The organism is Planococcus liqunii (assembly GCF_030413595.1).
In the GTDB taxonomy this organism is placed as follows: Bacteria; Bacillota; Bacilli; order Bacillales_A; family Planococcaceae; genus Planococcus; species Planococcus liqunii.
Genome location: NZ_CP129238.1, coordinates 1,759,928 through 1,777,498 on the forward strand (window position 1 = coordinate 1,759,928; position 17,571 = coordinate 1,777,498).

21 protein-coding genes are annotated in these 17,571 nt (G+C 41.1%); 10 read left to right on the plus strand and 11 right to left on the minus strand.

Annotation, left to right across the window (positions count from 1 at the left end; genetic code table 11):
* The first annotated feature begins 48 nt into the window (after positions 1 to 48).
* Positions 49 to 756, plus strand: a complete 708-nt coding sequence (locus tag QWY22_RS08895) for a class I SAM-dependent methyltransferase (protein ID WP_300984059.1) — start codon at positions 49 to 51, stop codon at positions 754 to 756.
* A 234-nt stretch (positions 757 to 990) separates the two neighbouring features.
* Here QWY22_RS08895 and QWY22_RS08900 read toward each other — a convergent pair whose 3' ends face one another.
* Both QWY22_RS08900 and QWY22_RS08905 read right to left on the minus strand, forming a co-directional pair.
* A complete protein-coding gene (locus QWY22_RS08900) occupies positions 991 to 1,875 on the minus strand; it encodes an IS3 family transposase (protein ID WP_300982077.1) in 885 nt (294 codons plus the stop codon).
* Complete coding sequence (locus QWY22_RS08905; protein ID WP_300982078.1) at positions 1,872 to 2,174, minus strand: transposase; 303 nt, start codon at positions 2,172 to 2,174, stop codon at positions 1,872 to 1,874. Before QWY22_RS08905 ends, QWY22_RS08900 begins: the two co-directional genes overlap by 4 nt.
* A gap of 304 nt (positions 2,175 to 2,478) precedes the next feature.
* Between QWY22_RS08905 and QWY22_RS08910 the strand changes: the two genes are divergently transcribed.
* Positions 2,479 to 2,979 carry a DUF4275 family protein gene (locus QWY22_RS08910; protein ID WP_300984060.1) on the plus strand — a complete coding sequence of 167 codons (501 nt, stop codon included), beginning with the start codon at positions 2,479 to 2,481 and terminating at the stop codon, positions 2,977 to 2,979.
* A gap of 208 nt (positions 2,980 to 3,187) precedes the next feature.
* Here the strand turns inward: QWY22_RS08910 and QWY22_RS19575 are convergent, their stop codons facing one another.
* From QWY22_RS19575 to QWY22_RS08945, 8 genes are all read right to left on the minus strand, one after another.
* Positions 3,188 to 3,394, minus strand: coding sequence for a hypothetical protein (locus tag QWY22_RS19575; protein ID WP_367281304.1), 207 nt, complete (start codon positions 3,392 to 3,394; stop codon positions 3,188 to 3,190).
* The gene (locus tag QWY22_RS08915) at positions 3,379 to 4,182 is read right to left on the minus strand and encodes a type II asparaginase (RefSeq protein WP_300984062.1); all 804 of its coding nucleotides are present in this window, start codon (positions 4,180 to 4,182) and stop codon (positions 3,379 to 3,381) included. Before QWY22_RS08915 ends, QWY22_RS19575 begins: the two co-directional genes overlap by 16 nt.
* Positions 4,183 to 4,222: 40 nt before the next feature.
* Positions 4,223 to 5,326 (minus strand): threonine synthase, encoded by a 1,104-nt coding sequence (locus tag QWY22_RS08920; protein WP_300984064.1) that lies wholly within the window; start codon positions 5,324 to 5,326, stop codon positions 4,223 to 4,225.
* Between the two features lie 66 nt (positions 5,327 to 5,392).
* Positions 5,393 to 5,767, minus strand: coding sequence for a RidA family protein (locus tag QWY22_RS08925; RefSeq protein ID WP_300984065.1), 375 nt, complete (start codon positions 5,765 to 5,767; stop codon positions 5,393 to 5,395).
* Positions 5,768 to 5,777: 10 nt separating this feature from the next.
* Positions 5,778 to 6,431 (minus strand): helix-turn-helix transcriptional regulator, encoded by a 654-nt coding sequence (locus QWY22_RS08930; RefSeq protein ID WP_300984066.1) that lies wholly within the window; start codon positions 6,429 to 6,431, stop codon positions 5,778 to 5,780.
* A gap of 712 nt (positions 6,432 to 7,143) precedes the next feature.
* A complete protein-coding gene (locus QWY22_RS08935; protein ID WP_300984067.1) occupies positions 7,144 to 7,446 on the minus strand; it encodes a helix-turn-helix domain-containing protein in 303 nt (100 codons plus the stop codon).
* Between the two features lie 171 nt (positions 7,447 to 7,617).
* Positions 7,618 to 8,472 (minus strand): CPBP family intramembrane glutamic endopeptidase, encoded by an 855-nt coding sequence (locus QWY22_RS08940; RefSeq protein ID WP_300984068.1) that lies wholly within the window; start codon positions 8,470 to 8,472, stop codon positions 7,618 to 7,620.
* A gap of 87 nt (positions 8,473 to 8,559) precedes the next feature.
* A complete protein-coding gene (locus tag QWY22_RS08945; RefSeq protein WP_300984069.1) occupies positions 8,560 to 9,096 on the minus strand; it encodes a hypothetical protein in 537 nt (178 codons plus the stop codon).
* A 565-nt stretch (positions 9,097 to 9,661) separates the two neighbouring features.
* Here QWY22_RS08945 and QWY22_RS08950 point away from each other — a divergent pair.
* The gene (locus tag QWY22_RS08950; RefSeq protein WP_300984070.1) at positions 9,662 to 10,591 is read left to right on the plus strand and encodes a phosphotransferase enzyme family protein; all 930 of its coding nucleotides are present in this window, start codon (positions 9,662 to 9,664) and stop codon (positions 10,589 to 10,591) included.
* Between the two features lie 86 nt (positions 10,592 to 10,677).
* On the opposite strand, the gene QWY22_RS08955 is transcribed toward QWY22_RS08950, so the two are convergent.
* Complete coding sequence (locus tag QWY22_RS08955) at positions 10,678 to 11,103, minus strand: hypothetical protein (RefSeq protein ID WP_300984072.1); 426 nt, start codon at positions 11,101 to 11,103, stop codon at positions 10,678 to 10,680.
* Between the two features lie 198 nt (positions 11,104 to 11,301).
* Between QWY22_RS08955 and QWY22_RS08960 the strand changes: the two genes are divergently transcribed.
* From QWY22_RS08960 to QWY22_RS08990, 7 genes are all read left to right on the plus strand, one after another.
* Positions 11,302 to 11,985 carry a hypothetical protein gene (locus QWY22_RS08960; RefSeq protein WP_300984074.1) on the plus strand — a complete coding sequence of 228 codons (684 nt, stop codon included), beginning with the start codon at positions 11,302 to 11,304 and terminating at the stop codon, positions 11,983 to 11,985.
* 114 nt (positions 11,986 to 12,099) lie between these two features.
* Entirely contained in the window at positions 12,100 to 12,543 is a 444-nt protein-coding gene (locus QWY22_RS08965; RefSeq protein ID WP_300984075.1) for an ASCH domain-containing protein, read from the plus strand.
* 552 nt (positions 12,544 to 13,095) lie between these two features.
* Positions 13,096 to 13,731, plus strand: a complete 636-nt coding sequence (locus QWY22_RS08970) for a DUF4181 domain-containing protein (RefSeq protein WP_300984076.1) — start codon at positions 13,096 to 13,098, stop codon at positions 13,729 to 13,731.
* 597 nt (positions 13,732 to 14,328) lie between these two features.
* The gene (locus QWY22_RS08975; RefSeq protein ID WP_300984077.1) at positions 14,329 to 14,904 is read left to right on the plus strand and encodes a TetR/AcrR family transcriptional regulator; all 576 of its coding nucleotides are present in this window, start codon (positions 14,329 to 14,331) and stop codon (positions 14,902 to 14,904) included.
* 76 nt (positions 14,905 to 14,980) lie between these two features.
* The gene (locus tag QWY22_RS08980) at positions 14,981 to 15,979 is read left to right on the plus strand and encodes an NADP-dependent oxidoreductase (RefSeq protein WP_300984079.1); all 999 of its coding nucleotides are present in this window, start codon (positions 14,981 to 14,983) and stop codon (positions 15,977 to 15,979) included.
* A 38-nt stretch (positions 15,980 to 16,017) separates the two neighbouring features.
* Positions 16,018 to 16,857: an alpha/beta fold hydrolase gene (locus tag QWY22_RS08985; protein ID WP_300984081.1), complete on the plus strand. Its 840-nt coding sequence runs from the start codon at positions 16,018 to 16,020 to the stop codon at positions 16,855 to 16,857.
* A 23-nt stretch (positions 16,858 to 16,880) separates the two neighbouring features.
* The gene (locus tag QWY22_RS08990; RefSeq protein ID WP_300984082.1) at positions 16,881 to 17,327 is read left to right on the plus strand and encodes a PaaI family thioesterase; all 447 of its coding nucleotides are present in this window, start codon (positions 16,881 to 16,883) and stop codon (positions 17,325 to 17,327) included.
* Positions 17,328 to 17,571 lie beyond the last annotated feature (244 nt).

Here is a 17,571-nt window from a genome sequence, read left to right on the forward strand (position 1 = left end):
AGAAAGAAATTGAGTTACCAATAACTGTAACAGCCAGGAGGAAGCGCGATGAAAGATAAAGTAACGGATGTATACAATCACCTGGCAGGATACTACGCAAATGAGGCAGACGGTTCGAGCCTGTATAACATCGAATACGAGCGACCGGCTATGATGGCCCAAATGCCGGCAGATCTAGCTGGGTTGACTGTTTTAGATGCGGGATGTGCGGCCGGCTGGTATAGTGAACAATTATTAAATGCTGGAGCAAAAGTGACAGCGGTTGATTTCAGCCCGGAAATGGTTAAAGAAGTCATGCAGCGGACGAAGGGGAAGGCAGAAGTTCTGTGCCACGATTTGGAGGTAGGCTTGCCCTTTGAAGATCAGTCGTTTGATCTGGTTGTCAGTTCGCTGACGCTTCATTATCTAAAAGACTGGGGGAAGACATTCCAGGAGTTTAAGCGCATTTTAAAGCCAGATGGGCAATTGCTGTTTTCGGTCCACCACCCAATGACGGATATTGAACTCCTTCCGGAAGCACAATACTTCAGTACTGAATTGTTGACCGACCACTGGACGAAATCAGACAAAACGTACGAAATCCTCTTTTACCGACGGCCGCTCAGCGATATCCTCAATAGCACGCTTTGCAATTTTTCCATCGAAAAGGTGATTGAACCGAAGCCAACCTTGAAAATGAAGGAACTGGCGCCTGAGAGCTACGCACGACTGATGAAAAAACCGCAATTTTTGATTTTGAAGGCCAACAAGTTTTGAACAGCATTAAAAGTTAACTTTATGTATGACTCTCCTTGCATATAGACGCGAAAGGATAACGAAGTGTTCGTAAAAGTTCATAAAGAAAAGTGACTCCCTACCTGTCAAGTAGACACGAGTTTATCGGCGTTTTTTCTCATATGCGATTATAGACGGAGAGCCGATTTCGCTTCCGTCCGAATTTCTTCGAGCCTAAAAACGCTTCTCAAAGTGGCTATTGATTAAGTGCGCGGTTTAAGCGGCCCGTGCTTGTAAATTGCGGTATGTAACCGGTGACGCACCGAGTTTCAGTTGCGGTCGTGTCTCGTTATAATACGTGATGTAGGCGGCTACTGCTGCGCGCATTTGGGCTGCCGTTTCAGGCACAGTGAAACCGGGCATTTCGGTTTTGAGCTTGCCAAAAAAGCTTTCAATCGGCGCATTGTCCCAACAGTTGCCCCGACGGGACATTGACTGGGTCAGTTCCATTTTTTTCAGGAGTCCTTGATAGCTATGGCTGGTGAACTGGATGCCCTGATCACTGTGGAGAAGGGCTTCTTTCTCGAACCCGCGTGCTTCCAACTGACGAACGGCCTCCAGGACAAAATCCACATCCAGGGTGTCGCTGATGGTGTAAGCAACGATTTCGTTATTGTATAGATCCAGAATTGCACATAAGTAGATAAAGTCCCGGAATGGCTTTTTCACTTCCAGGTAACTGATATCAACGGAAAACTTGAGACCCGGTCGCATGGCCTTGAAGTTCCGGTTCAGGAGATTATCGATAACCGCATGGCCGCTTCCGGCAGGACGTGGCTTTCGGCGTGCTGTCTTGAGCGGCATGCGATACATTTCCCGCATCCGGCGGATGCGTTTGAGACTGACGATATGAGTGTATACATTCTCGAGCTCCAGCTTAAACCGTTCGTGACCCAAATTCCCACCATGGGTGACGTAGAGCGAAAGCATCTGTTTTAAAAGCGCTTGGTCCCGTTCCGTTTGCGACTGCGCAGGGTCTTTTTTCAGCCGTTTGTAATAGCCCGCGCGGCTCAGGTTCTGGACTATGCCAATGAGCTCTGTAATCGGGAACCGGTTCTTGTGCTCTTCAACGAACACAAAGTCGAGGTCGATCGGTTTCACTCCTTTCGGAGCGCAATAAGCTTTTTTAAGTACATCACTTCAAGCTTCGTGCGTTCCAATTCAGCTTTGGTAATTTCCAATTCTGTTTTCGCGTCTTTGCCCGACTCCCGTGGCCCTCTGCGTTTTTCACGAAGCACCTCAAAAGACTTGGCTTCCTTCACCAGCCGCGCCCAGTGCCGGATATTGGCAGGGTTCTGAATCTCCAGGAGGGGGGCTAATTCGTTAACGGATCGTCCTTCAAAGTACTGTTCTACCGCCTGCTTCTTGGTTTCATAGGTATAGCTTTTTCGTGTGTTCACAGTCATCACTCCTTGGTTCAAGTTTGAAGGAACAATAAACTATTTGTCTACTTTTGGTTCATTGTCTCAAAGTGAACGTTCGTAAAGTAGTCTGAGACTATTACGAACGCTTTTTATGCGGATTTCAGGTGATTTTAAGGCGTTCGCAAATGTGTACTTTTACGAACGCTTTCATTTCCAAAATTAGCTAGCTATCTTTAGGGTGTTTGGGTATATTCGAATAAAAGGTTATTGAATTCTCATTTATTTTAAAAAGAACGCCCAGATGACGATTATAAGGGTTATGTAGAAAAGGGGTAGGCAGTTGGACGAATTAGTACAAATGCAAATAAAGCGGTTACGGGATATGAATTTTGATGCTGACCTGTTGCTGAGCAAGAGAGGCGAGTTAGAACAGCAATGGGAAGATGCTTTTGTGAAGGATTTAAGCAAAGCACAAAAAAGAAAGATCGCTTTTCCGCAGTGCATGTGGAATGCATTCAGCTGGAACAAAATTGAGTGCCTAAAAGAGCAGGTGGCAGTCGATGCGTTCAATCAGCAAAAGAAGGTAGGATGCTATCTGTTCTATGCGAATATCGACGATGCGTTGTTCATCAAAAAGGCCAATCGAATAAAAGCAGAAGATATCATCCATACCGATAGCCCTGCTATTGAAAAAACTTTTACCAGTGTCCAAAATAATCCATCCTACTTTAACTCTGTTGAAGAATTACGTGCAGATTTCTATGTCGTCGATGAACACTTTACCTGGACATATGTTCTGACTCATGAAGAAGGCTGTGGTCCATACTTTTATAAGCCTTAACAGTTTCTTTTTTACTAATACTTGGTTATTGAACGAAACAAATAAGACGATTTCATATCATTTCGAAGAAATGCCACTTCTAGTTTACATATCATGAGGTTATCGGTAGCTGCATACAAAAGAAGGGAGAGAAGATGCGCTTTGTTTAGCATCTTCTCTCCCTCTTTGTCTATAAAAATGCAATTTTATGAACAGCGTCTCTAAAAACTTAATAGATATGAAAATACTTTTGAATCTCATTTTTTTCATTTGTTAAGCTCAATGCCAGCATCAGAAGAATACGCGCCTTCGGGGGATTTAATGATCCAGATACGATATAACCGTGTTGATGGTCCATCTCAGTCCGGCTTACGATTCCTGTAGCGAGCCGTGAAGATCGTATGACAGAGACTCCGCTAGTTAACGCATCTTGAATTCCAGCCTGTGCTTGAGCAGAAAGGGTATAGCCGCCAGTGGGGCTACGACGATTCCTTTTGCGCCGGCTTGTACCGCTGCATCATATAAAAACCGGTCGTCGCCTTGATGCGCATAGATGATTGATACCTTGGGCAACTCATTGGCCATTTTTAAGTCGAAGGCGGTTTCAGTCGTATGGAGATGCGCAATATCTTTGTAGAAATAGTAAACTTCTCCTCCGACGATCGAACCGATGTAGCCTTGTTCCATGGCATTGAACGCATCTACTGTGGTGGTATTCATTTTCGTGATAAACCGTGCAGACCCGATGCGGTCGTTAAGAACAACCAGTACGCCTTTTCCAGATGATTGTTCCTTGCATGCGACTTTCACGCCATTGTAGATGTTCAACGGACCTTCTGCACTGATGGCTGTTGCGGGTCTGACCGCTCCAACAATGACGACGGGCTTATGGCTTTTGGTTACTAAGTGCAAAAAATAAGCCGTTTCTTCGAGCGTATCTGTGCCATGCGTGATTACAACGCCGTCTATTCCTTCATCCGCTAAAGTTTCATTCACATAGGTGCCCAATGCCAGAAGCCGTTCGGTTGTCATATCCACACTATCAATGTTGAACAGCTGCTCGAACTGTATGTTCGCAACATCTGCCAAATCAGGAACTGCCGTCAGTAATTCTTCGATAGGAAGAGCGCCGGGCTTATAGCCTGTCGTCATGGTACGTGAGCTGCCAGCTCCTGCGATAGTTCCGCCAGTTGCAATGATTTTAATCGTCGACTTATCCTTCATCCTATTGCTCCTCACTCTTTTTTCCGAGCCTGTCTTCAGCTTATTTCGATTTAATCCCTGCACCGCAAAGAGGGATGATGATTTTTTCTTCGGGTGCCTTATTGTATTTGAGATAGCCCGCATAGTTTACTGCTGATGTTATTTCCACATAGAATCCTTTGTCGCTCAGGGCGGCACGTGCGCTCAAGATTTCGTTTTCTTCAATATTAATAAAGGTGCCACCAGTATTGCGTACGGCTTCTAAAATCTGTTGGGAACGGGCAGGGGCAGCGATAGCGATACCTTCTGCTAAAGTCCCTGTGTTGGCAACAGGCACTGCTGATTCCTCGCCGGTTCGGAAGGCTTTCGAAAGAGGCGCACAATTGTCCGCTTGAATGGCTACAATCTTTGGCATTTTATCGATTAAGCCATTTTCGAGCAATTCTTTAAAGCCATAATACGCTCCCAAGAGAAGGGTGCCGTTGCCAACCGGAATTATTAAAGCATCAGATGCAGCGTTTAATTGTTCGTAAATTTCATAAGCATAGGTTTTCGTGCCTTCGTAAAAGTAGGGATTGTACACATGGCTGGCATAGAACACGTTTTCTTCGTTCACAGCTTTCTGTGCCGCAGCTGCCACATCCTCCCGTGTACCGCGGATCTCTTTGATGGTGGCGCCATGCGCTTTGACTTGAGCAACTTTCTTCGGTGAAGTCTCATCACTTAAATAAATGTCACAAGGAATCCCACAGCGGGCTGCATACGCGGCAATGGCGGTTCCTGCATTGCCGCTGCTGTCGGCGATCACTTTCGAGACGCCCAACTCTTTTGCCTTTGTCATCAAAACAGCAGCGCCACGGTCTTTAAAGGATAACGTAGGCATCATGTAATCGATTTTTACGTAGACATTCGGTTCTGCAGGATCCAACACGATTAAAGGTGATTGGCCTTCACCCATTGTCACAGACTGCCATTTGTTGGAACCTTTTTCGAAGGGCATGGTCTCGAAATAACGCCACAACGAATTCGGGTAGTTGTTCCAGGAGCTGACATCAATTTTAGGGATGTCTTTTGCTATATTGAATACTCCTCCGCATTCACATCTCCAGAGAGAAGGCGTCATATCGTATTTTTTACTGCAGCTATTGCAAACAAATTGAGTCATCTTTTATCAACCTTTCAAGAATATTTTATATAAAATAGATTTATTTATATGGCATGAATAAAAAAATTAGATATAGGCAATGGCTTCCACTTCAATTTTAAAACCAAAGTGCAATTCGTTGGTCGGAACAACGGTCCGAGCCGGTTTGGATTCACCAAAAAACGCCTTATAGACGCCATCCACTCGACTCCAGAGTTGCACATCTGGTATATACAGCGTCATGCGCAAAATCCGCTCTTTGTTACTTCCGGCTGCTTTCACGATCTTTTCGACGTTCTTCAGCGCTTTTAATGTTTCTTCTTCGATTGTGCCAAATTCTTTTTCACCGGTTTCTGGGTTGATGGCAAATTGGCCCGATACGTAGACCGTGTTCTCGTGGATGGTGGCCAATGCATAGTGGCCGTTGGATTTTAAATTTCCTACTTCAAAAAGACTTTTCATGTCATTCTCCTTAACTTGATTTAGTTTTGATATCGTCCAAATAGCTGTAAACCGTTACTTTAGAAATGCCCAGTAAAGAGGCGACTTTCTCAACCGACCCTTTCATGAGAAAAATGCCTTTCTCGTCCATAAATCTTATTAATTCAATCTTTTCATGGCGTTTCATGACTGGATGAACACTGTTTTGAATGATCTGCTGAATCAGCTGGTCCACTATTCCTTCAACATTCTCAATTTCATCTTCTGAGGAAGGAGTACGATTTTCTTGCATATTGACTGGTGGAGAAAGAAACGCATCCATAAAGTGCTGCATCTGATTCAATGCTTCCACATCAAAATTGATGCAGAAAGCGCCAATCACTTTTTGCTTAGAATCACGTATCAATGAAGTTGAAGAACGAATCGTGCGCTTGTCTTCTGTGGTGAATGTATAGCCGGCGAGATGATCTTCTTTAAAGTCTTTGGACTGCAAAACAGTCTTCACCAGGTGATCGAAAGATTGACCGACTTCTCTGCCTGTAACGTGATTGTTTACGGTAAACATGACGGATGCTTGAGGATTCGTTAAGTCGTGTATCACCACTTCACAGTTTGGACCGAACATTTTTGCGGTGGATTTTGCTATGGGAACAAAACTCTCTAATATTTTCTCGATTTCTTCCATGGTTAATTCCCTCATTCTATTGGATTTTATTCAATTATAGATTTTTTTATATGAAATATCAATTTATAGATTTTTTTATACAAAATAAGAGAAACAATCTTAAGGAATATGAAATTACTTCAAAATAAATGTAATGTCCTTAAGAATATCGGTTCTAAAACAGTGTTAGTTGAGTCGGACATTTCTTTTGAAGGGAGAATAAGGGGAATTTGGGAGGAGAGCTTCTATTCTTTACAGTGGCTAGCATATAGATAAGCAAATAAGCAAATAAGTAAATATAAGGTTCTTTTTGGTTTACATATGATGATTTATCAGAAGAAGCATGGATAAAAAAAGAGGGAGAGAGGATGCTGGAAAAACAGCTCTTCTCTCCCTTTGGTTCGTAAAAGCGTACTTTTACGAACGGTTTATAAAGAACTAAAATTTTAGGAGATCTAACACGAATGACTTGGTAGTTTATAACTCATAAGAATAGGAACATTTTTATAGTTGTCAATTCAAGTCGAATGAGACAAGACATTCATGAATACCTCAAATGATGTATTGTAATTCGGTACTTTCGAGGGGATTTGATTGAATATCAAGAGAAAGTCCATGGTCTCCTTTTGGATTATCCGGCTGATGCGGCCATTGCTACTCTCATTGGTACAGCATTGCCCCAGGCCTCCACTTCGTTTTTCCACAGCTTGCAGATCAATAGCTTTTGAAATAACTAGAAAAGACCGAGTATAGCGAACCCGTAAATGTTCAAGACAATAACAGGAAACAGTTTTATGCAATTCCCAGTATTGGTCCCCAATATTTCGAGCGACCAGCCCAGCTTGAGTTTCGACAGGATATAGTCGACATCTTCTTGATTGATCGGTCGCCGACAGCCGCAGTTATCCCGCTTGGACACATAGTCGAGCTGGGCCGTAAAGGTGTTATAGGGCTGACAGTGTTTGAGCTCATAATAAATGGTGCTCTTGCTTCGCTTCAATTTCGAAGCGATGTAAGATAACGATTTCTGTTCCAAGTAATCACTCTTGGTAACAATATATTCCCATGGTATGTAAGGGGCTTAGTTGAGGACAATCCTTAGTCGATTCTCGTTAATTGTTTGTATCCACTTGAGCTGTTTTTATTTTCTAACCGTTCGATCTAATATGACAAACCATAGTTTATAATGTATTTTGCAAAGTACTTTTTATTTTCCACTATTAGTCCTCTTGTCAATTAGCAGTAAAATGATTAATACCATTACACTAATTACCACTATAAACAAAAATGATAAGTATAATGACATAAACCCTTCAAATGACTCATCAAACTCCATAAGAGCGATATCTGGAATATATATACCACCCATAGAAATAAATCTAGTCACTTCAAGATAAATAATATGAAAAGCCATGCTCATCCATAGTGAACCTGTATATTTTCTATAAAGCTGCAAGGCAATTCCAAAGGTGTAAAGCAATATGAAATAGTCTAGCGTAAATTCAAAAGACTCATTTAAAAATAATGATGTTAGTGCCGTCACTGCAATTGGCACACAAATGAATATCAATGGCTGTAATAACAAGGAGACAATAAAGTGATATTTTTTATTCAACTCTTCAAAGATCAGCCCCCGAATAAAGACTTCTTCTGGAAAGGCTTCAAATAAAAGTGCTATTACGGAATTAATAAAAATAGCGATAAGTACATTTACTGATAAGTTTATAGTGACATTTTCAATGCCTCCTATGAAATAGGCTGTTAGAATTCCTAATACTACTAAAGCAAAAGGCAACACAAGCCCGATAATCAATTTAGGATATGACTTTATTCCACTTAAGCCAATATTTTTAAAGATGCTTGGATTTTTTTGTTTCAGCAAAAAAAGTACCATCGTCGTTAATCCGGTAAATATGACACCTTGCAAAAGCATCGCAATTTGCCAACTAAAACCATGCGTTTCGATTAAATATCGTCCAGTATTTCCTGATATAAAAAGAAACAAGGTTACGAAGAGAAAGTACAGCAACAGCCGACTGATCCTGAATTTTGAAGATTCCATTGAACGCTCCTTTTTCTCGAATTAATCCGACTATCGCAGTGCAAAATAGTTTATCTTGTCCAGCAACAGGCTGATCCATACGGAGAGTTATTCATCAGATATAAGGTTCTCAATAAATGCAGCTTCTTTTTTATAAATCTTGTACATAAAGTACATCAATACCGAAACGGCAAAAATAGTAGATGATTCATCGAAATTCTCTTCGAGAAGTATTCTAGTTTTAAATGAGAAGTCATCTGGTTTAATGGTAGCGATATGTATTCCATCTATTTTAATTTCTACTTCCTGGCTCCAATTTTCATCAATTCGTATATTTTTCCCATCGATTTCACCTACAACACAAAAGTAGAGCAAACTATTACCGGCTTTGTCTTTAAGGGTATAAGTAATGCCTTCCATTTTTATAATATATGTAGCAACAAGAAAGTTTTTGATGCTTCGTTTTTCAATCCCCATTACAACTGTAGTTCCATTATTAAAAGTAAATGAAAATGAACTTCCTTTTTCAAATACGGAAATATCTTCCTTTTCGATATAGCCGATACTCTCTTTTTTTTCATTTTCCACGGGGAGAACTTTCCCTTTTCCCATGTATAGACCATCTTTAAAATAATATTGTTTCAAATTCCCCACTCCTTTCCAACGCAATTAGTTTGAGAATAATTTTGTTAAATAAAGGTCTGGCAATCAGAAAAAGTTAGTTCTAATAACAGTAACTCTCGCCTTTGTATATTTTAGTTAATTTATTTCAAATCTAATTCCGATTTAATACTGGCCGTTCATGCTTTATTTACGGTACCAGTGAGAAAAAGTTTCACTAGTCCACTCGTCTGCCATATTAATTAAATAATTAAAGTATCTTAATAAAACTTTAGCGCTTTTTTCATTTTGAGAAATGAAATAGTTTATATAAATAGATAGACAAACAGTTTACATATCATAACCTATCAGAAGTAGTATTTATCCTAATAACAAAAAGCTAAAGGGAAGAAGAGGGACTAGTCAGCTCTTCTTCCCTTTGTCTTTATATCTGTACTTTTACGGACGCTTTTTAAATTATTTATAAATTAAATAAAAAGTGCTTTAAGATTTTCTAATTATTGGTAATATAACCATATATACATTGGGATTAAATAGAGGATGAAAGCAGTCCGTATAAAGGAAAGTAAACAGAAAGGGGCAGAATTAAATGAAAGCTAAAGAAATCGTCAAGGAATTTGGTTTTGAAGGAGAAGAAGAGCCCGTCAGTATCTATCCGTTTTCGCCAGTTTACCGGATGACACGGCCTGAAGGCGACTTTATCGTTAAAAAAACGCAGCATCCAATCGAGAAGGCACATCGTCTATTGAGATATACAAGCACTTTAAACGAACAAGGCGTTGAGGTGATTGTTCCGGCAAAAATTCAAGCAGAAAATCCACGGACGTTCGATGAAGAAACCTATGTCGTTTATCCTTTTATTCAAGGCGTGCCTTATACCGGGCAGGATTGGGAGATCACAGAAGCAGGGAGGTTGCTTGGACGAATTCACTCATTATCCCCAGTAGATAATGAATTTGGATTGGATACATACGATGTATTTGATTTTACGGAAGATGAAGTCAAAGAGAGCTTCCAGCATATTGTGCAACATGCAGCTCCATACGGACTAACAATCAATCCATTATTAGAAGTCCGGCTGCTGCAAGCGGTCCGGCAACAAGACGAACTGAAGCAAGCCGGCTTGTTTTCTGTCGCAAGCCCGCACGATTTTAAAGCGAATAACCTTGTTTATACCCCTCAACCTTATTTGATTGATCCGGATAATGCTGGATGGATTCCCCGAATATTTGATTTGGCACTTGTCCTGTTGTTGTTTCATAATGAACTGGCCTCTGCTCCAGACCGACCGTTTACCAAACAGCAATGGCACCTGTTTTTAGCGGGATACAGAGAATTCGTAAACTTATCGCATGAGGAGAAAATGAATTGGCCGAAAGCACTGGACCATGTTTTCCTGGATGAAGTAATGTGGCTGATGGCGGATGTAGAAGAAGATTGGCAGAATCCGGCGCAGCGAGCTTTATTTAATCATCTTATTCAATTGTTTTTGAATTCGGAAGAATACGATTTAATTTAAGTGATGTGCAGTGGATTGAATCGAATCAAAGGGAAGTGGGAGTTGAGTTACATTCGGTTAGTTTGATTTATCCCAATAGAGAAGTTCTAATTAGCAATTTCTTCATTTCTTCCCCTCGCAATAGAATTGAGGAGAAGGATGTAAAACGGATACCCTATCGTTCCGCCTATTGCTAAAAGACCAGTAACAGGATTTGGATCATCACCGCTATAAGTCAGTGGGAATAAAGATGCGAATATTAAAACGAAAAGAACAAAATAAGGCAGCCAGAATAGCGCGGTTATAAAGTTTACTTTTCTATTGTTCAACCACTTTTTGGTAACGAAATAGATCAGTATGGATCCTCCTATAAATGTAGCAATCAGAGTTACATTCGTTAAAGCGTTCACTGTACCAATATCCCAGCTGGTGAGTCTGCTGATTCGATAAACATTCACCATCAATTCAAAGGGGATAAACACGATGAAAGCATACAGCATACTAACTACATTCAACTTCAAGAAATAGTTCATTTAATGATCTCCCTTCAAATTTTCCGGAAAAATGCTAAAGCTCTACAGAAGACTAGACTTATTGGTACCCAGTAAGGTTTCGGATTTTGCAATAGAAATTCCACAAGTTTTGAGTGTAACTCAATGTGAATTAAGTTACATTCACTTCAGCAATCTATTTGGTTGCAAAACGGAAGACCAAAGATGGAGGTGCAACGGATGGAATACAGTGGTGGCTATTTTCTTCTTTCTGCAACAAGCGCCAATCAATTCTTTTACCTCACCCAATTAGAAGATGGCGGATTCCATGTCGAAAGGCTGATTTCGATGGATGAGGAAGTGGGTGGTGTTTTCCCAAACATTTTTGACATTTGGGCAGGTGGAAAGCTTAATAAGCAAACCCCCATCTTATCCGCATCGGTGCTGGATAAGGTCTTGGTATCCATGGTATTTGGTGCGCAGGAAGAAGCACTGGAAGGCTATCGTGAAGCAAGACCCCAGGATCCTTTGGTGGGTCTGATCGGCATCAGTCTTGACAAGAAGCATCTTCCGGACTTTCATGACTGGCGGGATCCTATCAATGATGAAATTGGTGAAGGGGAAGGAGTTGTCTACTGCTTGAAGAAAAAGCAACCTCCCAGCAGTGGCGGAATATTCGCAGGATACGACATTGCAGGATACGAGTTGGGCGGCCGGTTTCTCTCTTTCTTGGGTAATCATTTTTTCAAATATTTTCTGGCACTTGATCCAAACCTTTCAATCAATAAATACGGTTTGTTTCCGGAACGGCAGAAGGCCGAAGAACTTGCTCGTTACACGAATGATGTGCTCAAGGACCTGGTAGGAGCCGAAGAAGACTTAATGTGGCTGCCGTGGAAAATAACAATTTATGAAGGCTTTTAAACTGAATGATTTTTTGTTTTTGAATGTAACATAATACTATTTATGTTACATTCCCTTACTTTGTTATCAATGACATTAAATTATAAAATCATTTAAGAATTGAGGTTTTTTAAAATGAATGAACAAGCATGGAAATTTTGGAACGATTATTGGGCAATTCAAGGTCAAATCCAAACAAAAGAAGTAGAAGCATTTCAATTCGGCGCTGATGCGGATTGGTTAGCTAGCTTAGTAGTGGAAGGGAAAAAAACAGCCACATGTTCGGCTCACATATTGTACGAATTGGAGAATGAACCGTTACCACAGATAGGTCAATACAACATTGTATTAAATTCGAAGGAGTTACCCGTTGCAATTATTAGAGTGACAGAGGTATCGATCTTACCGATGAATGAGGTTCCAGTTGAATTTGCTTTAGCAGAAGGCGAAGGCGATTATACCTTTTGGTGGAATGCTCATGAACAATTTTTTAAAAGTGAACTAAAAGTACATGATTTACTCTATTCCAAAACCATGCTTCTAGTATGTGAACGGTTTGAAGTTATCCATAAATTATAGATTTAGTGAAGCTGCCACTTGAGAATATCTTTTAATCGAATGTAACTTAATCCAAAGTAAGTTACATTTAAAACCTTTATTTCAGTAATCTTCGAAGAGCGAGAGCTAAGAATGGATTTGCTAGAAAAAATGATCCATTCAAAAGGCTATTCTTTATGGTTATAAAATCGTGTTTTTGAAAGAATCTAAGTTTACATATCATAAAGTTATCAGAAGTGAAGGAACCCAATTAAGGTTTCTTCCCTTTTTGCTTGGAGAAGTGTACTTTAACGAACGGTCATATTCTCAGGAGGTTTGTTGCAGGTTTTTAAAGTAGCGGATATTCATATGAATTGATGTTTTTATAACCGTTTGAAGGGAGAGCTAGATACGATGAAAAACAACAAAAAATAATATTTTGAATTTTCTGCAAATAGTAAGGTAATATGATAGGTAGCGAAGGTGTATTCCTGCTTCTATCCAGTGAAAAAACAAGGAAGTACTCCCATTCTATTTTAACCTAAGGAGTTCTTTTGATTATTCAGCAAAAGTAAGTGAAGGGAGGTCCGCAATATGTGGTTTAAGCTATTACTGTTCCTATTCATCGTGTACGCAGTGAACGCCATCATCAAATTCGCTCTCAAGAAGTGGCTGAAGGTCGAGCCGCGGAAGAAGAAGTTCTTTTCGAATAATTATGTGAATGAGACTCACTTGAAAGTGGACTGGTTTGTGCGGGGGATCCTGTTGATTGCAGGGATGGCAACGTTGTTTTATGTCATTGCCGAAGAGAATTCAATTGTTTATATGCTCGTCTATCTCATTGTATTTATCATTCTGACTTATGCAGTGGAGGCGTACTTTGAGTGGAAAGCTTCCAAGCACCCGAAGCAGTCCCTTTTCATGTTGAGCGAAATGTTTGTCTTGCTCGTTGCGGTTGCCTTGCTGATCCAGTCAAGTTCATTCTTTTTAGGAATCATTGAGGGCGTCGTGACTGAAAAAGCGGAAGCAAGTTTTACTGTGGAAAGGGTATCAACTGGCTTTTGGGGCGATTCATCTGTCGAGGAAGTGCATTTGACGGATGCCACGGTTTTCAAGGGAAAAGTGGAGGCGTATGAAGAATTGAAGGAGGGAGATTTGGTGCGTGTGATGCCGTTCGATCTGCCCGCTGACTTTTCGTATTCTCTTGCTGCGGAAGTGACGGTGGAGTGACAAGGGAAGCGCAAAACGCATGGCAAGCTGAAGCATTTGGTAGTCGAATTCTCCGTTTAGTTGGCGATACTATCCGGAACCGGCAAAATTCATGGTTTTTGCTTATTTACAGCCTTTTCATTATTATCTTGGTATTAAAGGACTGGAACAAAACTGAATAATAAAGAAATGCCTTTCCGATTATTAGCGGAAAGGCATTTAAGTACTTTCTTGACGAGCATTGAAACGGCTTGGCCTAAAAAAACTGACTGCGTAACCATTATTATATCAAGTATTGCTTTCCAAGCTTTGTAAGAGTTCATCTAAAATGAACTAGAGTTACATATCATCAGATTATGGGAAGAGAAGCTCAAGCATGTGCTTCTTCTTTTTTGTCCGTCAGAGCATCCCTTTCAAATTCTATTGAGTGATAGGCACGTTGAGGAGAAACAAATTTTAGTGGTTTTGAATTTCAAAATGACGAACCAATTAGGCAGCAATTCTAATTCTTTACTAATCGTTCTCAAAATGATAATGTAGCATGTATAGGGCGAGGAACCATTTTAAAGAAATTAGAATGATCGTTCTCGAATCTTATGAATGAAGAGGAGAAATCGCATGGCGAGAAACAGAGAATATGATGAACATGAAGTATTGCATAAAGCGATGGAACTTTTTTGGATGCAGGGTTATGAAAAGACCTCCATGCAAGACTTGGTCGAACATATGGGCATCCATCGCAGAAGCATCTATGATACGTTTGGAGACAAGCACACGTTATACCTGAAATCATTGGAACGCTATGAACAGATGGTAGGAAACAGCATGACTTCGCAAATCAAACCGTCGGATTCAGTAAAACAGTCCATCAGACGTTTGTTTGAGATCACAATCCTTCGCGGCGGACAAAGTCCAAAAGGTTGTTTGACCGTGAATTCTGCCGTTGAATTATCCTTGCATGACGAAGAAGTGGCGGAAAAGGTGGTAGACAGCTTTTCCAAGACGGAACATCTGCTGTATGAACTTTTGATGAGTGGCCAGGAGTCGGGAGAAATATCCGAATCCCTGGATGCTGCAAAAACCTCCATGTTTCTCCATAATTCATTAGTGGGATTGCGCGTATTGACGAAAACGACTGAGAATCGAGAAAAATTAGAAAGCATCATCGACACGACACTATCCGTCTTGGATTAAGCTTTCTTTTTTTGTTCATTCGAGAACGGTCGTTCTTTAATTTGGAAATAATACTTAGGGAAGTCGAGGTACAGAAATGAAAGCGATGGTTATTGATAAGTATGGAAAGGCAGCGCTGCGTTTGATGGAAATACCGTTACCTGAAGTTGGCGAATACGAAGTGCTTGCAGAAATACGGGCAGCAAGTGTAAATCCGCTGGATTCAAAGATCCGCAACGGAGAAGTGAAATTATTGCTTGACTATAAAATGCCTCTTGTCCTGGGGAATGACTTTTCCGGTGTTGTGGCACAGGTTGGGGCAAAAGTGACCCGTTTCAAGGTAGGTGATGAAATATATGGACGGCCGCATGAGAAAAAGATTGGTACCTTTGCTGAGTATATTTCCGTTCATGAAGACGATATCGCGTTAAAACCTGTAAATTTGAGCTTTGTGGAAGCAGCTTCGATTCCATTGGTTGGCTTGACGTCCTACCAGGCCTTGCACGATATCCTTCACTTGCAAAAAGGCCAGAAAATATTGATTCATGCTGGGGCTGGAGGTGTGGGAACCTTTGCGCTTCAATTGGCGAAAGTAATGGGTGCTTACGTGGCAACCACGGCGAGTGAAGCGGGGGCGGATTTAGTGAAGTCTTTTGGTGCAGACAAAATCATTAATTACAAAGCAGATAAATTTGAAAATATCCTAAAAAATTATGATGCTGCATTTGATACACTTGGCGGCGAGAATTTGGAAAAATCTTTTTCTGTGTTAAAAAACGGAGGAGAGCTTGTATCCGTTGCAGGTTTGCCGAATGGCCGTTTTGCCAAGGAACGGGAATTAGGTTTTTTGAAAACGATGCTGCTCTATGCAGTAAGTAAAAAAATTACTGGACTTGAAAAGAAGCATGATGTCCGGTATACGTATTTGTTCATGAGATCAAGCGGAGAACAATTAAAAATTATCACTGAATTAATCGAATCCGGAAAAATTAAACCGGTGATTGACCGTGTTTTTTCATTCAAGGAAGCGCAGAAGGCGATGGAATATTCAGAGTCAGGAAGAGCTAAAGGAAAAATTATCTTAGCGATAAAGTAACGACTACTCGAACGATACATTCAAAAGGAGAGAAAACCATGTCAATAGTTAAAATTCCAACCCAATCAAGTTATATCGAAGCTGAAGGAATCCGGTTTGCCTATCGAAAGTTCGGGCAGGAAACAGGAATTCCCTTGGTATTTTTTATCCATTTCCGCGGAACGATGGAAAACTGGGACCCTGAGCTGATCGGATCGCTGGCTGCGGACAGACCGATTATCCTGTTTGATAATACAGGCGTCGGGGAATCCAGTGGGGAAACACCGTCTACGATAGCCGAAATGGCCAAAGACGCAATATCCTTCATCACAGCACTGGGCTTACCGCAAGTCGATGTTCTGGGCTTTTCCATTGGCGGAATGGTTGCGCAGGAAGTGGCTTTGCAGCAGCCGGATTTGGTTCGCCGTTTAATCCTTTCGGGTACCGCCCCACAATCCGGCGTTAACCTTAAAACACGGCACGATGTATTGATGGCAGCGAGCACCGATGACAAAGAAAAAGCCTTCGAAAATTTCCTGTTCCTTTTTTATCACCCGACCGAAAGCAGTCGCGCAGCCGGAACCGCTTCTCTGAAACGGATCATGGAACAGAAAAAAATGAACAGTTCAAAGCAGGTGTTAAACGCCCAATCAAAAGCGCTGGAACAGTGGAGTGACCGGGTGCATAACCAATCCTACGATCGGCTTCATCAAATCAAGCAGCCAGTACTGGTGACGAACGGCGTGGTCGATATCATGGTTCCTACGGAGAACAGTTACATTCTTGCACAGCAATTGCCGGATGCCCAGCTGATCATTTACCCGGATTCCGGGCATGGACACCTGTTCCAATATCCGCAGTTGTTTGCCGAACATGTAAAACTGTTTCTTAATGCATAGAATCGAAAAGGGAGTTGTGGAGCATGAGCCACTTAGAACGATTAAAGAAAATGATGACAGGTGAATTGCCCGGTGCCCCGATAGCACAAGTGTTGGGCTTTGAAGTGGTAGAAGTGGAAGAAGGCAGGGTGGTCATCGAACTGGAAGCTTCTGAGCGATTACATAATCCGATGGGCACGCTGCATGGCGGAATCCTAGGGGATATAGCGGATGCCGCGATGGGCTATACTTTCGTCAGTACGCTTGCCGATGACGAATTGTTTACAACGGTCGAACTTAAATTGAATTTCCTTAAACCGGTTTTCAAATCAAAACTGCGGGCTGAAGGGAGAATAATCAAAAAAGGCGGCACAATCGGATTGCTGGAATGCCACATCTACGATGAAAAAGGGAGCCTGGTCGCCCATTCAACGAGTACCTGTATGGTCTTGAAAGGGAATGCCAATCAGAAAAGAGAAAGAAATAGTTAACATTTGAAGGATTACCAGAAGTAGCAGTAATTCTAATAGCAAAATATAAAAAGAGAAAGAGCAGTGCTGGCGGCACTGCTTTTTCCCTTTTGTCTCTATAGGTGTGCTTTTTAGAACGTAATCGGTATAACATGAAGGAGAACCGTAACAAAACTAAACGAGGCTGATAATATTAAATAAACTCTAGCTTATGCATGTTTTGTACAAATACTAAAGATATACAGTTATTAAATCGAATTCTACT